Consider the following 14,465-nt stretch of genomic DNA (forward strand, 5'->3'; position numbering starts at 1 on the left):
GCGATCTTCTCGTCGAACTCCCGCAGGTCCGGCGGCGCGGTCATCCGGCGGATCCGCATCCGCGCGCCCGCCTCGTCGATCAGGTCGATCGCCTTGTCCGGCAGGAACCGGTCATTGATGTACCGATCCGCCAGGGTCGCCGCGGCGACCAGCGCCGAATCGGTGATCGACACGCGGTGGTGCGCCTCGTACCGGTCACGCAGACCCTTGAGGATCTCGATGGTGTGCTCCAGCGACGGCTCCCCGACCTGGATCGGCTGGAACCGCCGCTCCAGAGCGGCGTCCTTCTCGATGTACTTGCGGTACTCCTCGAGCGTGGTCGCGCCGATCGTCTGCAGCTCACCCCGGGCCAGCATCGGCTTCAAAATCGACGCCGCGTCGATCGCGCCCTCGGCGGCACCCGCCCCGACCAGGGTGTGCAGCTCGTCGATGAACAGGATGATGTCGCCGCGGGTCTTGATCTCCTTGAGCACCTTCTTCAGGCGCTCTTCGAAATCACCGCGGTAGCGGGACCCGGCGACCAGGGAGCCCAGGTCCAGGGTGTAGAGCTGCTTGTCCTTGAGCGTCTCGGGCACCTCGCCCTTGACGATGCTCTGCGCCAGCCCCTCGACGACGGCGGTCTTGCCCACGCCCGGCTCGCCGATCAGCACCGGGTTGTTCTTGGTCCGGCGCGAGAGGACCTGCATGACCCGCTCGATCTCCTTGCCGCGCCCGATGACCGGGTCGAGCTTGCCCTCCCGGGCCAGCACGGTCATGTTGCGGCCGAACTGGTCCAGCACCAGCGACGACGACGGGGTGCCCTCACCGCGGCCGGAACCGGTTTCGGTGGACTCCTTGCCACCCTGATAGCCCGAAAGCAGCTGCAGCACCTGCTGACGGACCCGGTTCAGGTCCGCTCCCAGCTTGACCAGGACCTGCGCGGCGACGCCCTCGCCCTCGCGGATCAGACCCAGCAGGATGTGCTCGGTGCCGATGTAGTTGTGGCCGAGCTGCAGCGCCTCGCGCAGTGACAGCTCCAGCACCTTCTTGGCGCGCGGCGTGAACGGGATGTGCCCGCTCGGCGCCTGCTGGCCCTGGCCGATGATCTCCTCGACCTGCTGACGCACGCCCTCCAAGGCGATGCCCAGCGACTCCAGCGCCTTGGCGGCGACACCCTCACCCTCGTGGATCAGACCCAGGAGGATGTGCTCGGTGCCGATGTAGTTGTGGTTGAGCATCCTGGCCTCTTCTTGAGCCAGGACGACCACCCGCCTCGCGCGGTCGGTGAACCTCTCGAACATGTGCACTCCCAAACCGGCGCGACAGCACCTTGACTAGTAGGGGTCCAAACGGTCTTGGATGGAACTGACCAGTACGCCCGGCTCCTCGAGGTGGCGCTGCAGCTTGCCTCGTTTGAGCAGGTCGTGCGCACCCTGACGGGTGATGCCCAGCATGGCGCTGGCGACCGACAGTGAAACGACGGGTGACGTCGGGTGGCCGAGCCGCCGGGCGACGAGGGACCCGAAGGGGGTCTGCCACCACGAAGCCGGCGGGGTGAACTCCGTGCCGTCCAGGTAAACCGCCGAAATGATGCTCGATATCGTTTCCTTGGCGAGCTCGCTGTCCGCTCCCGTCACCTGCGCCGCCCACATCTCGGTGTCGGCCTGCAGTTGCCGCCGCAGTTCCGCGATGTGCCCGCCCGGTGCGTCCCCGGGCATGAGCCGTTCGAGCGGTGCCAGCAGTTTCCCCTCGACGTCGTGCAGCAGCTGGCGGGCAATGGCGGTGTAGGTGGCGGTCGACGTGCCGTGCCTCGACCGCGAGGCTCGCTCTCGCGAAATCTCATTCAGGGAAACCACCTCCGGCCGGGAGCACCACCCCGAGTCTACCAGCTGCTTGACGTCGTCCGTCAAGTGGTGGGGGTGCGGCCGGTGGCCGGATTCGTCCAGTGTCGCACGTGCCAACGACGACCCGAGTGACCTCGTTTGACAAGGTTCGTCAACCCGATGATACTTCGGCTGAGTCTGCTGGCGACTGCTCTGGGGGGTTGTCTTGGAAGACGAATTGGTCGACGAACGAAGTATGCCCGAAAACGGGCAAGGGGACTTTCGGAACATAATTGCCGATGCCCGCAACCTGATCCGAATGGCCGCGCGACTCCACGAGGAAACCCGAACGGGAGCGCAGAAGGTGGCCGAGGACTTCGTGTCCGATGCCGAAGTCCGGGTGTTCGTCGACCGGTACCTCGCCGGTTCCGCCGATCAGGTGACCACGTTGTCCTACACGGCGGACGTCGCCGCCGAATCCGCGCACGATCACTGGATGTCCCGGCTCGGGCACGGTCTGCCGGACAGCGGGGTGGCGGTACGCGCCCTGGTGGCGGCCCGGTTCATGGGGGCGGGGTGGTCGCCGCACCTGCACCCGGAGTACGGCCGGCGCACCGAAGTGCGGATCCTGAACCAGAACCTGCCGCAGTTCGCCGTGCTGGACCCGGCGATGGTGATCATCCGGGTGGACCGCCCCGCGGCGCACAAGTACCTGGCGATCCGCGACCCGCACGTGGTCCAGTCCATGGCCGCGTTGTTCGAGGCGCTGTTCGAGCACGCGGTCGACCTGACGGTCGCCGCCCAGCTGGTGGACAGCCCGGACGACCTGATCGACAGCGACAGCCGCACGGTCCGGGTCCTCGCTCTGCTCGGTGCCGGGTACACGGACGAGGCGGCGGCCCGCCAGCTGGGTGTCTCGGTGCGGACCTACCGCCGGTACGTGGCCGACGCGATGGGGCGGCTCGGCGTGTCGTCCCGGTTCCAGGCCGGTGTCCGGGCCGCCACGCTCAACCTGGTTCCCTCCCAGCGGGATCCGGTGTAGCCGTGCGCCGATCGTAGGGAAGGGCCGCGGCCGGATCGAGCCCCTTGGCAAGTAACGGCCGCCACCGTGTCAGGTTGCGGTCAAACCGGCACCGCGCGGCGGGGCGTGGCTAGCCTCGGACACGCTTTCGACGCCGTCGCAGGACTAAGGAGTCCACCGGAATGACTTCTGTTGTGCAGGACGCGGCCGGTCCTCCCACCGTCGTGGGCGACGGGAAGGCGTTGTGCGCGTGGCTCGACCGGGCCCGGGCCGCCGGCCCCGTCTGGCACGACCAGGCCACCGACGCCTACCACGTGCTGCAGCACGAGGAGGTGATCCGCGTGCTGTCCGAGCCGCAGACCTTCTCGTCCGACTTCAGCGCGTTCGCCCCGCCACCGGACCCGGGCGTGCCGAACTTCACCGAGGCCTCGCTCAGCGTCACCGACCCGCCCATGCACGGCAAGCTCCGCAAGATGGTCAGCCAGGCCTTCACGCCCCGGATGGTGGCCGGACTGCAGCCGCGCATCACCGCGCTGGCCGGCGACCTGCTGGACGCGCTCGACGGGCGGACGGACATCGAGCTGGTCAAGGACCTCGCCGCGCCGCTGCCGGTCGTGGTGATCGCGGAGCTGCTCGGCATCCCCACCGCCGACTGGGCGATGTTCCGGCGCTGGGCGGAGTGCCTGCTGCCGGAAGCGGCGGACGTCGTGGCCGGTCAGTTCGACGACAGCGAACAGTCCGGAGCGCGGGCCGCGGGGCTCAACGAGATGGCCGACTACATGCTCGGCCACGTCCACGACCGCCGCGCCGACCCCCGCGACGACCTCGTCACCCGGCTCACCCAGGCCGCGGCCGACGGGGAAACCCTGACCGACAAACAGGTCGTCAACTTCTCGGTGTTCCTCCTGCTGGCCGGCCACTTGACGACCACGCTCACGCTCAGCAGCGCGTTGCTGTGCTTCGACGAACACCCCGGTGTCCTCGGCCGGCTGCGGGAGGACCGGTCGCTCATCCCCGGCGCGCTGGAAGAAGTGCTGCGGTTGCGGCCGCCCGCGTGCTTCCTGTACCGGCTGACCAAGCAGGAGGCCAAGATCGGCGACGTCCTCGTCCCGGCGGGGAAGATCGTCGTCAACTGGATCCTCTCGGCCAACCGGGACGAACGGCGGTTCGCCGCTCCCGAGCGCTTCGACCCGCTTCGCTCGCCCAACCCGCATCTGACCTTCTCGCACGGCATCCACTACTGCCTCGGCGTGCCCCTCGCGCGGATGGAGTTCGTCACCCTGGTGAACGCGATGCTCGACCGGTACTCGGACATCGGCGTCGGGACGCCGGTGTTCCACCAGCGTCCCGACATCTTCGGGGTGACCGGCCTGCCGCTGACCGTCCGGCCGGCCTGAAGCAGGGACTGTGCCGCACACGGTGGTCATGACCGGAGCCACCCGGGGCATCGGCCGGGTGGCGCTGGACCGCATCCTCGCGGCCGCGCCGGACGCGCATCCGGTGCTGCTGGGCCGGAACCCGGGCGTCGCCGCCCTGGCGGACGAGGTGAGCGCCGGCGGCCGCCCGGTTTCGTGGCTCGAGACGGACCTGCTGTCGCTCGGCAGCGTCCGGGAAGCCACCGGCAAGCTGCGGGCGCAGTTCGAGGAGAAGCAGTTGCCGCCGCTGCGGACGCTCGTGGCGAACGCGGGGCTCCAGTTCACCGACGCCCTGCACGAGACGGCGGAGGGTTTCGAGTCGACCTTCGCGGTCAACGTGCTCGCCAACCACGTCCTGATCCGGCGTCTCGAGGACTGTTTCGCGGCGCCGTCGCGGATCGTCGTCACCGTCAGCGACACCCACTTCGGGGACTTCAAGCACAATCTGGGCATGGTGCCGGGGCCCCGCTGGAGCGCCCCCGAAGTCTTGGCCCGAACCGGCGCGTTTCCTGACGCGGGCACGGTCGGCGCGGGCCGCACGGCCTATTCGACGAGCAAGCTCGCGGCCATCCACCTCGTCCACGAACACGCCCGCCGGCTGCCCCCGGGCGTGGACATCGTGTCGTACAACCCCGCGTTCGTCCCGGGCACGGACCTGGCGCGAGACGCGAACGCGGCGGCGAGGTTCGCGATGCGCAGGGTGCTACCGGCGATGGCGCTGACGCCGTGGGCCACCAGCAGGAAGACCGCGGGCGGATACCTCGCCGACGTCGCACTGGGCCGCACCGAGGCCCCGACGGGATCGTACGTCGACCGCGGGGAAGTCCGCCGCTCGTCGGCCGAGTCCTATGACCCGGGCCGGGAAGGGGAGTTGTGGGCCGCGATCGAGCGGCTCGCGGCCCCGTTCCTGCGGTGACCGGCCGGGGCGCCGATCCGGCTTAGTCGTCCTCCTGGGCCTCGGCGAACACCAGCAGCGCGACATCCGGCTGGTAGGCGGCCACGATCCTGGTGCCCGGCTGCCTGAGGACCTCGACGGCGTGCTCGCGGCAGGCGTGCACGACCCGGTAACCGAAGTCCGGGCACCACAGCTTGACGATCGGTTCCGCGGGGCAGTCGTCCGTTCCGCACGCGAGTTTCTCGCCCATCACCACGGGCCCGTGGTCGTTCATGGCCGCGTAGGCGTCGGCCGTGAGGGCGGCGAGCAGTCCGGTGGCCACCTCCGCCTTGGGATCGGCCGGTGGGGCTCCGCCCGCCGCCATTGCGTGTGCGTCCACCAGGGCCAGGTCGAAGGCGTCGATGCGTTGCGCCGGTGAGGTTTGCTCGAGCTCGTCGAGCCGTTTGCGCATGGCGTCGGCGTGCGGTCCGTCCTCCGCCGTCGCCAGTACGGCGCGGGCGCACTGCACGAACTGGTCCCGGCGGCTGTCCCACCACGCGAGCTTGCGCTGCCGCGCGTCGCTCAGTCCGGCCAGGCCCGGCCACTTGCGCCGGGCGCCCTGGCGGGTCATTCCCGCCGCGTCACCGATCGCGGGATAGTCGGCGCCGCGCTGGGCCGCGGACAGGGCGGCGGAGGCGGCGAGCTGTTCCGCGCTGTCCCGGATGGCCAGCAGCGAAGTCAGCGCGGCCAGCCAGATCTGGCGCAGGTCCGCGTCCGGGAGTTCCGGGCCGGGCTCGCCCTCGCCGTCGAGATCCAGCATCTCCCGCACCGCTCGCCACGCAAGCTGCTCGACAGCGGCGGCCAGTTCCGCGCGCTGCGCGTCGGACATGCCTTGCACGGCGGCTCCTCGACAACAGTTGTTTCCCCGGCCACCCACCTTGCCCGCGACAACACTTGTTGTCAAGCAGGGTCGTAACAGAATTCCGGGCCGTCCGACTTCCTCACTACAGCGAGGCCCCGGGTGCCGCAGCTCGCAGGACGTCGCGATGGACGGATGTGGTCGCGGTGAGCAAGAACGTGGTCCTGTGCCTCGACGGAACGGGCAACCAGGTCGACGCGCGGTCGAGCACCAACGTGGTGCGCCTGTTCGAGCTGCTCGACCTTTCGGACGCGGCCGCCCAGGTCGCGTACTACGACCCCGGCGTCGGAACGTTCAGCGCCCAGGGCGCGTGGACGGGCGCCGGCCGGGCCGTGTCGAAGCTGCTCGGGCTGGCGTTCGGGGTCGGTGTCCGGGAAAACCTCGCCGAGGCCTACCAGTTCCTGATGCACCACTGGGAACCCGGCGACCGGCTGTTCGTCTTCGGGTTCAGCCGGGGCGCGTTCGCCGCCCGGGCGCTCGCCGGCCTGCTCCATCGGGCCGGGGTGTTCCGCGGCGGCGGCGAGAACCTCGTGCGGTACCTGGTGGCGGACTACACCGGCCACCGCGGTGACTGGGCGGACGACGACTGGAAGCAGATCGACCGGATGTCCGCCGCCTTCGCGCACACCCACCGGGGCAGCCGCTCGGTTCCGGTCGAGTTCCTCGGGCTCTGGGACACCGTCCGGGCCGCGGGCGTCCTGCGCCGCTCGATGACCTGGCCCTACACGCGCCAGCTGCCCAACGTCGGGCACGCCTGGCACGCTGTCTCGATCGACGAGAAGCGCCGCTCGTACCGCGAGTACCTGATCGCGGCGACCGACCGGACAGTCGTCAACGAGACCTGGTTCCCGGGCGTGCACAGCGACGTCGGCGGCACGTTCGACGACGACTCGCGGCTGGCCACCATAGCGCTGAAGTGGATGGTGGACGGCGCTCGCGGCCGTGGGCTGCTGATCCGGGAGCCTGCCTATCGCCGGCAGTGCGCTGTCGACGCCGACGACGCCGACGGTGTCCTGCACCGGATGGGCTGGGTCTGGGGCCTGCTCGGCTACCGGCGCCGCACGCTGCCGCCCGGGGCCCGGGTGCACGCGAGCCTGCGGAAGCGGACCGTCCCGCCGGCCGTGCGCGACCGGCTCCCGGAAGACGTCGTGTGGGAGGACGGGACGTGGCCCGCCCCGCCGATGTGATGGACCAGCACCCGAGGAGGGAAACACCGTGGAGCCCCAGAAATCCCTGTCCGGCCTGACGCCCACGGCCGGAGCCGTCCCGGGCATCCAGCGACCGCCCCGGCGGCCGCTCAAGATCTACGCGTTCGACCCGAGCCTGCGCCGCACGCCGGGGAACCTCGCGATCGTCGACGTCGTGAACGAGGAGCTCGCGGCGGGACCGGACGGACGTCTGGTCCGGGTCGTCGACTACGACGCCGCCACCGGCAGCTACTACGTGCCGGTGCGGCTCGACGACCCGCAGGTGCTGATCCAGCGCGGCCTCGATCCGTCCGATTCGGACCCGCGCTTCCACCAGCAGATGGTGTACGCCGTGATCATGAAGGTGATCGAGAACTTCGAGCGGGCGCTCGGCCGCCCGTTCCGGTTCCGCGGCGGCCGGAAGCTGAGCGTGCTGCCGCACTCCTTCGAGGGCGAAAACGCTTTCTACGATCCGCAGACGCTCTCGCTGCATTTCGGCTACTTCGCGGCGGACCGCGACGATCCCGGGCCGAACCTGCCGGGCCAGACGATCTTCACCTGCCTGTCGCACGACATCGTCGCCCACGAGACGACGCACGCGATGATCGATCGGCTGCGCGACAACTTCAACGCACCGACGAACCGCGACGTGCTCGCCTTCCACGAGGGGCTCGCCGACATCGTCGCGATCTTCCAGCACTTCAGCTTCCCCGAAGTGCTGCGCCACGAGATCAGCAGCACGCGCACCGACCTGTCGCGCCCGGGCCGGCTGCTCGAGCTGGCCCGGCAGTTCGGCTACGGCACAGGGTCGGGACAGGCGCTGCGCACCGCCACCGGGCTCCCCGGCAGCGAACCGGATCCACGGCTGTACGCCGAGCTCACCGAGGCGCACGAGCGCGGCTCGATCCTGGTGGCCGCGGTGTTCGACGCGTACTTCCGCATCTACCGCAACCGCGTGGAGGACATCGTCCGCGCCGCCACGGGCGGCACGGGCATCCTGCCCGACGGCGAGCTGCAGTCCGACCTGGTCACGCTGACCACGCGGGAGGCCGCGACCGCCGCGCAGGACGTGCTTGCCATGTGCCTGCGCGCGTTCGAGTACCTCCCGCCCGTCGACGTGACGTTCGGCGACTACCTCCGGGCCATCGTCACCGCGGACTTCGAGCTCAACCCGCGCGACGAGTTCCAGCGGCGCGAGTCGTTCATCGACTCCTTCCGGGCACGCGGGATCTACGCGCCCGCCGTGACGTCGCTGGCGGAGGACGCGTTGCGGCTGGACCGGCCCGCCGCGCTGGAGACGGCGACCATTTCCCCCGGTCTCGTCACCGAGGTCCTGGCCAGTCAGTTCCCGTACTACGACAGCGCCGGCCCGCAGGAGCGGACCGACCAGCAGACGGCGAGACGGCGGATAGTGCAGCTCGAAGAATTCGCGACGGCCAACGCCGCCGCACTCGCGTTACGGGACGACCTCTCCATCGAGGCCTCGGGGATCCATCCCAGCTTCCACGTCGACGAGAACGGCCAGCTGCTGGTCGAGCTCGTCGCCCAGTGGATCCAGACCCCGCCGCCCGGCCACCCCGACCGGGTGGAGGTGGGCGGCACGGTGCTGCGTGCCGGGACGACGGCGGTCTTCGCCGCGGACGGGCGCATCCGCTACGTGGCCTCCCGGCCCCTGCCGGGTCCGCACCTGAGCGGCGATCCCGCCCAGCAGGAGCTCGCCGCGGCGCGCATCAAGGATTTCCACGCCTACGTCGCCGCCCTCGACGCCATCGACCCGATCCCGCTCTGGCGGCCCGGCGGGCACGAGAACCGGATGGCCGCCCGTGCCTCGTTCGCCGCCGCGCACCGGTCGCGCCCGTCCCGGAGGTGGACCCATGGCTGACACCGCCACCGTCCGCATGTACGACGTCGGGTTCGGCGACTGCTTCCTGCTCGAGTTGCCGCGCACGACCGCCGACCGGCCGTTCCGCGTCCTCGTCGACTGCGGCGCGCACACCTCGGGCTACCCGCGTGCCGGCTGGTCGCCCGACGACGCGGTGCGCGCGATCATCGCCGACCTCGGCGACGCGCCGCGGCTCGACGTCGTCGTCGCCACGCACCGCCACCAGGACCACGTCAGCGGATTCGCGTCCGACCAGTGGCGCGGGGTCGAGGTCGGTGAGGTGTGGATGCCCTGGACGGAGCACCCCACCGACCCGGAGGCACGGGAGGTCCGGGAACGCCAGAGCAGGCTCGCCCTCGGCCTCGACCTGGCCTTCGACACACAGGCCTTCGCCGAACGCTGGACCCACCCGGGCCCGGCGGGGGCGCTGCGGGCGGTCGTGCGCAACTCGCTGACCAACACGTCGGCGATGCGCGTCCTGCACCACGGGTTCCGCGGCGACCCGCTCCGGCGGTTCCTGGCGGCGGCGACACCGCCCGTCCGCCTGAACCCCGAGGGCTGCCCGGGCCTGACCGTGCACGTCCTGGGCCCGTCGCGCGACCGGGACGTCATCCGCGACATGGACCCGCCGGCCGGGCAGTCCTACCTCCGCCACCTCGCCGCCGCGCCGGCCGCGGCGACCCAGGCCACCTACCGCCCCTTCGACCTGCACTTCGCGCTGCCCGCCGACACGTATGAGGCATCGGCCGCGTACGGCCCGGTCGCGGACGAGGGCCTGAAGAAGGCGGCGGTTTCGGCGATGCGCTCCGACGACTTCGCCGCGGCCGTATCGCTGGACAAGGCGGTCAACGGGACGAGCCTGATGCTGGTGTTCGCCTACCGCGGCGCACACCTGCTCTTCCCGGGCGACGCCCAGTGGGGGACGTGGCAGGCGGCGCTGCGCGATCCCGCCACCCGCGACCTGCTCGCCCACACCACCTTCTACAAGGTGGGCCACCACGGGAGCCACAACGCCACCCCGGTCGAGTTCGTGGCGGACGTCCTCCCGGCCGGGCGGACGCTGTGGGCCGCCGCCGCATCGGTCCATCCGGTGGCCAACTGGCCGGAGATCCCCCGCGAACCGCTGTTGGCGGCCTTGCGGGAGCGCTGCGACCGGGTCGTGCGCAGCGACCAGCCCGCCCACGACCTGCCCGGCACCGCCGTCCGCGAGGGCATCGGCGTCGATTTCAGCGTGCCGCTGGGGTAGCGCACAGCCGTTCGTACCAGCCGGGTCGCCGTCGAGTGGCCGTCGCCGGGCTGCCGGAACCGCGACACGATGGGACCGTCGGAACTGCGGATTCCTGGGGGACTCGGGAGGCGACGCCGTGAAGAAGATCGTCCTGGCCCTGGTGCTCGGTTTGGCCGGAGCGGGGCTGAGCGCGCCCGCGGCCGCCGAGCCACGGCTGGACAGCGTGCGGGTGTGGAACGAGTTCGCCTTGGCCGCGGTCCGCGCCACCCGCGCCACCGATGCCGACGCCGCGCGCACCTACGCGATGCTCAACGTTGCCGTCTACGACGCGGTCAACGGACTCGCCGGCCCGGGACGCGCCCCCGCGCTGGTCCCCGGCCCCGGCCCGCGCGGCGCCGATCCCCGGGCCGCGGCCGTCGCCGCGGCGCACGACGTCCTCGTCCGGGTGGACCCCGACCGGACCGCCGGCTACGACACGCAACTGCGGACCGACCTGGCCGGCCTGCGTCCCGGCCGTCAGCGCGACGCGGGGGTGCGCTGGGGGCGTGAGGTCGCCGAACGCGTGGTGGCCTCCCGCGCCGGCGACGGCTCGGCGCCGGCGCAGAGCCAGCCCGCCGGCTCCGGCCCCGGGGTGTTCCGGGCCGAGTGGTCCGGCGCGCAGTACCGCACCGTCCGCCCGTTCGCCGTCACCGACCCCGCCCGGTACGTGCCGGGTCCGCCACCCGCCTTGGACAGCCTGGACTACGCCGCCGCTTTCGCCGAAGCCGCGCTGCTCGGCGACGCCGGGACACCCGCGCCCGACAAGCTCGCCACCTTCCAGTTCTGGTCCGTGCCGGCCGGCACGGACCAACCGGCCGGCGAGTGGGTGAAGATCGCCCTGACCGTGGCGCACGACCTGCCGCCGGCCACCTCGGCGCGTCTCATGGCGTTGCTGACGATGACCTTGGCCGACACCACGGTTCCCACCGTCGGCACCAAGTTCACCTACCGGCATTGGCGTCCCACCACGGCGATCCGCGATGCGGAAACCGACGGCAACCCGTCGACGCAGCCGAACCCGAACTGGGCTCCGCGGGCCGGCAGCGCCGGCGGGACCCCGGAATACCCGTCCGGGCACAGCTCGTACAGCGGCGCGGCGGCTGCCGTGCTGGCGGGGTTCTTCTGCGCGGACAACATTCCCTTCACGCACACCACGGACACCGCACCGGGCGGCCAGGCGCGCACCTACCCGAGTTTCTCCGCGGCCGCCGCGGAGGCGGGCCGGTCACGGGTGTTCGGCGGGCAGCACTTCGAATTCAGCAACCAGGCGGGGCACGCCATCGGCCGCGGTGTCGCGGCCGAAGTCCTCGCCACCCGGCTGCTGAAGCGAACCGGGCCCACCCACCACGGCAGCTGTCCACTGTAGACCCGGACCGCTTCGCCACCTCGCCCTGCGCCGCCGGCGGCTCGTGCGGTTGGATCGGACCGGGAGCCGATCGGGTGGAAGGGTGCGAGGCGGATGGGCAGCGACGTCGGCGGGCCGGATCCCGCCCGGATCGCCGACGTCACCGGCTTCGTGCGCGAGGTCGACCTGTTGCGCCGGCTGGCGGCTCGGGGAACGGGCCGGGCCCGGGTCAGCCTGGCCGAGCTCGCCCGCCTGGTCGATGTGCCCCGCTCGACCGTGCACGCCTACGTTTCCGGCAAGATCCACCCACCGTCCGACGTGTTCGACCGGATCGTGATCGCGCTGGGAGTGCCCCGCGCGGAGTGGGGTAGCTGGAACGAGGCCTGGTTCCGGGTGGCCGGCCACCTGCACTCGGAGAAGCGGGCCGCCGACGATCCGCCGGTTCCCCGGCAACTGCCCCTCGGCGTCGGCGGTTTCGTGGGGCGCGAGCCGGACCTCGCCGCGCTCGATCGGCTGCTGGCGGGCTCGTCGGACAGCCGGATCGCGGTGCTCACGGGCATGCCGGGCGTCGGCAAGACGGCGGTGGCGATCCGGTGGGCGCACCGGGCCGCACCGGACTTCCCCGACGGCCAGTTGTTCGCCGACCTGCGGGGGTTCGCCGATGCCCGCCCGGCCGATCCGGCGGACGTGCTGACCGGGTTCCTGCGCGCGCTGGGACCGCGCGAACGGGATCTGCCGAGGGAACCGGACCAGCTCGCGGCGCGCTTCCGGTCCGCCGTCGCCGGACGGCGTGTGCTGCTCGTGCTCGACGACGCGGGCAGCGCCGGGCAGGTCCGCCCGTTGCTGCCCGGTACGCCGGGCTGTGCCGTGTTGATCACCAGCCGGACCCGGTTGGTCGGGCTGGTCGCCCGGGAAGGTGCCGAGTCGCGCGAGCTGGGACCGCTCGAGGTGGACGACGCCGCCGAGCTGGTCCGGCGCACCGCCGGCCCGGACCGGGCCGACGCCGATCGAGCGGCGGCCGCCGAGCTGGCCGAGGTGTGCGGACGGCTTCCGCTCGCGCTGCGGATCGCCGCGGCGATCGCCCGCGTGCGGCCGGGCACCCCGCTCTCCACGATGGTCCGGGAGCTCCGGTCGGCCGACCCGCTCGCGGTCCTCGACGCGGCCGTCGACCGGGAGACCGCGGTACGGACCGCCATCTCGCTGTCGTACCGGGCTCTGGAACCCGCGGCACAACGGGTGTTCCGGCTCTGCGGCTTGTTCCCGGCCGGCGGAATCACCTTCCCGGCCCTCGCCCACGCGGCGGAGCTGGCGCCGGACTGCCTGGTGCGGATCATGTACACCCTGGTCGACCTGCACCTCGTCGTCGAACGGTCGCCGGCGCGGTACGTCCAGCACGCGCTCCTGCATTCGTGGGCCCGGGCTCGCTGCCTGGCCGACGATGACGACGAGCAGCGGGCCCGGGCGCTGCACCGGCTGATCGGGCACTACGCCGGGCTGGCCACCGAAGCGGCGCAGCTGCGGCATCCGCGCTCGTACCGGGACGAGTACGCGAGTGTCCGCCACCAGGACCCTTCGTTCTCGGCGGCCGACGAGGCACTCACCTGGCTCGACGGCGAATTCACCACCTTGACGGCGCTGACCCGGCAGGCCGCCGAGACCGGCCTCGACGCGCTGGCGACTCAGCTCTGCATCGCCCTGCACCCGGAGTTCGAACGCCGCCGCTCCGCGGAGTGGGTTCCGGTCAGCCGGGCTTCGCTCGCCGCGGCGCGTGAAGCCGGGAACGTGGCCGGGCAGGTGCTGTGCCTGCGGGTGCTCAGCGGTGCGTACTGGAGCAGGGCGGATCATGCGCAAGCGCTCCGCCACCTCGACGAGGCGGCGGAACTCGCCGGTGAGCTGAATGTGCCGAACCTCCGGAGGCTCGTCCTCAGCGACCTGGGACGCACGTCGATCTCGATGGGCCGGCTCCGGGACGCGGCCGAGTACTACCGGCAGTCGGTCGAGCTCGAGCTGCTGGGGGAGGGGACCGCGTCCGTCCCGAACCTCGTCGTGCTCGGCGACGCGCGCTGGGAACTCGGCGACCTCCGCGGGGCCTACGAACTCCACACCCGGGCGATCGAGACGGCGACCCGGCAGGGCTACGCCGCCGGGCGCCAGCTCGCGGAAAGTCACGCGGGCCGGTCCAGTCAGGCGCTCGGCGACCTGGAGCGCGCCGTGGAGCACTACCGGACCGGTCTCGAACTGTGCCGGTCGACCGGCGAGCACGCCGACGAGGCGAGTGTTCTCGCCAACCTGGCGGGAGCGCTACGCGACCTGGGTGACCACGACAACGCCCTGGCGGTCGCCCGTGAGGCCCTGGCCAAGGCGACGCGGCTGGCCATGGTCCGGACCCAGGCCGGCGCGCACCACGTCATCGGCACGGTCATGATCGAACTCGGCGACGTCGCGGCGGCCCGCACCGAACTCGAATCGGCACTGGACCTGTCGACCGAAGCGAACCACCCGCGTGGCCGCGGCGACGCGCTGGTCGCCCTGGCCGCGGTCCACCGGCACCGGAAGGCGTTCGGCGAAGCCTACGACGCGGCCGGCCGCGCACGGGCCATCAGCGTGGAAACCGGGCACAGCTTGATCCTGGCCGACAGCCTGCTCGCCACGGCGGCCGTCGACCTCGAACGCGGCGACTTCCCGGCCGCGCGAGGGCACGCCGAGCGGGCTCGGGCCATCCACGGGCAAGCGGCTTGCCGGCTCGGCGTCGA

11 protein-coding genes are annotated in these 14,465 nt (G+C 71.8%); 8 read left to right on the plus strand and 3 right to left on the minus strand.

Annotation, left to right across the window (positions count from 1 at the left end):
• Both CCN39_RS33145 and CCN39_RS33150 read right to left on the minus strand, forming a co-directional pair.
• Positions 1-1,280: Clp protease N-terminal domain-containing protein (locus CCN39_RS33145; protein WP_143264244.1), on the minus strand; the 1,280-nt coding region annotated here is incomplete at its 3' end.
• A gap of 33 nt (positions 1,281-1,313) precedes the next feature.
• Positions 1,314-1,889 (minus strand): hypothetical protein, encoded by a 576-nt coding sequence (locus CCN39_RS33150; protein WP_086848713.1) that lies wholly within the window; start codon positions 1,887-1,889, stop codon positions 1,314-1,316.
• Between the two features lie 232 nt (positions 1,890-2,121).
• On the opposite strand from CCN39_RS33150, the gene CCN39_RS49645 reads away from it, so the two are divergent.
• From CCN39_RS49645 to CCN39_RS33165, 3 genes are all read left to right on the plus strand, one after another.
• The gene (locus tag CCN39_RS49645; RefSeq protein WP_244211109.1) at positions 2,122-2,844 is read left to right on the plus strand and encodes a helix-turn-helix transcriptional regulator; all 723 of its coding nucleotides are present in this window, start codon (positions 2,122-2,124) and stop codon (positions 2,842-2,844) included.
• Between the two features lie 161 nt (positions 2,845-3,005).
• A complete protein-coding gene (locus CCN39_RS33160; RefSeq protein WP_086848715.1) occupies positions 3,006-4,220 on the plus strand; it encodes a cytochrome P450 in 1,215 nt (404 codons plus the stop codon).
• Between the two features lie 28 nt (positions 4,221-4,248).
• Positions 4,249-5,154 (plus strand): SDR family NAD(P)-dependent oxidoreductase, encoded by a 906-nt coding sequence (locus CCN39_RS33165; protein ID WP_086848730.1) that lies wholly within the window; start codon positions 4,249-4,251, stop codon positions 5,152-5,154.
• A 22-nt stretch (positions 5,155-5,176) separates the two neighbouring features.
• Here the strand turns inward: CCN39_RS33165 and CCN39_RS33170 are convergent, their stop codons facing one another.
• The gene (locus CCN39_RS33170; RefSeq protein WP_143264245.1) at positions 5,177-6,010 is read right to left on the minus strand and encodes a hypothetical protein; all 834 of its coding nucleotides are present in this window, start codon (positions 6,008-6,010) and stop codon (positions 5,177-5,179) included.
• A gap of 167 nt (positions 6,011-6,177) precedes the next feature.
• On the opposite strand from CCN39_RS33170, the gene CCN39_RS33175 reads away from it, so the two are divergent.
• The 5 genes from CCN39_RS33175 to CCN39_RS33195 form a co-directional block, all read left to right on the plus strand.
• Complete coding sequence (locus CCN39_RS33175; protein ID WP_086848733.1) at positions 6,178-7,218, plus strand: T6SS phospholipase effector Tle1-like catalytic domain-containing protein; 1,041 nt, start codon at positions 6,178-6,180, stop codon at positions 7,216-7,218.
• 28 nt (positions 7,219-7,246) lie between these two features.
• Positions 7,247-9,100, plus strand: coding sequence for a gluzincin family metallopeptidase (locus tag CCN39_RS33180; protein ID WP_086848719.1), 1,854 nt, complete (start codon positions 7,247-7,249; stop codon positions 9,098-9,100).
• A complete protein-coding gene (locus tag CCN39_RS33185; protein ID WP_086848721.1) occupies positions 9,093-10,346 on the plus strand; it encodes a ComEC/Rec2 family competence protein in 1,254 nt (417 codons plus the stop codon). The genes CCN39_RS33180 and CCN39_RS33185 overlap by 8 nt, the downstream gene beginning before the upstream one ends.
• A gap of 118 nt (positions 10,347-10,464) precedes the next feature.
• The gene (locus CCN39_RS33190) at positions 10,465-11,733 is read left to right on the plus strand and encodes a vanadium-dependent haloperoxidase (RefSeq protein ID WP_086848724.1); all 1,269 of its coding nucleotides are present in this window, start codon (positions 10,465-10,467) and stop codon (positions 11,731-11,733) included.
• A gap of 93 nt (positions 11,734-11,826) precedes the next feature.
• Positions 11,827-14,465: ATP-binding protein (locus tag CCN39_RS33195; protein WP_086848728.1), on the plus strand; the 2,639-nt coding region annotated here is incomplete at its 3' end.

The organism is Amycolatopsis kentuckyensis (assembly GCF_002155975.1).
Lineage (GTDB): Bacteria > Actinomycetota > Actinomycetes > Mycobacteriales > Pseudonocardiaceae > Amycolatopsis > Amycolatopsis kentuckyensis.

Bases quoted from the DNA above. Each gene is read 5' to 3' on its own strand.
- CCN39_RS49645 (WP_244211109.1), top strand. From the start codon at position 2,122: ATGGCCGCGCGACTCCACGAGGAAACCCGAACGGGAGCGCAGAAGGTG.
- CCN39_RS33160 (WP_086848715.1), top strand. From the start codon at position 3,006: ATGACTTCTGTTGTGCAGGACGCGGCCGGTCCTCCCACCGTCGTGGGC.
- CCN39_RS33165 (WP_086848730.1), top strand. From the start codon at position 4,249: ATGACCGGAGCCACCCGGGGCATCGGCCGGGTGGCGCTGGACCGCATC.
- CCN39_RS33185 (WP_086848721.1), top strand. From the start codon at position 9,093: ATGGCTGACACCGCCACCGTCCGCATGTACGACGTCGGGTTCGGCGAC.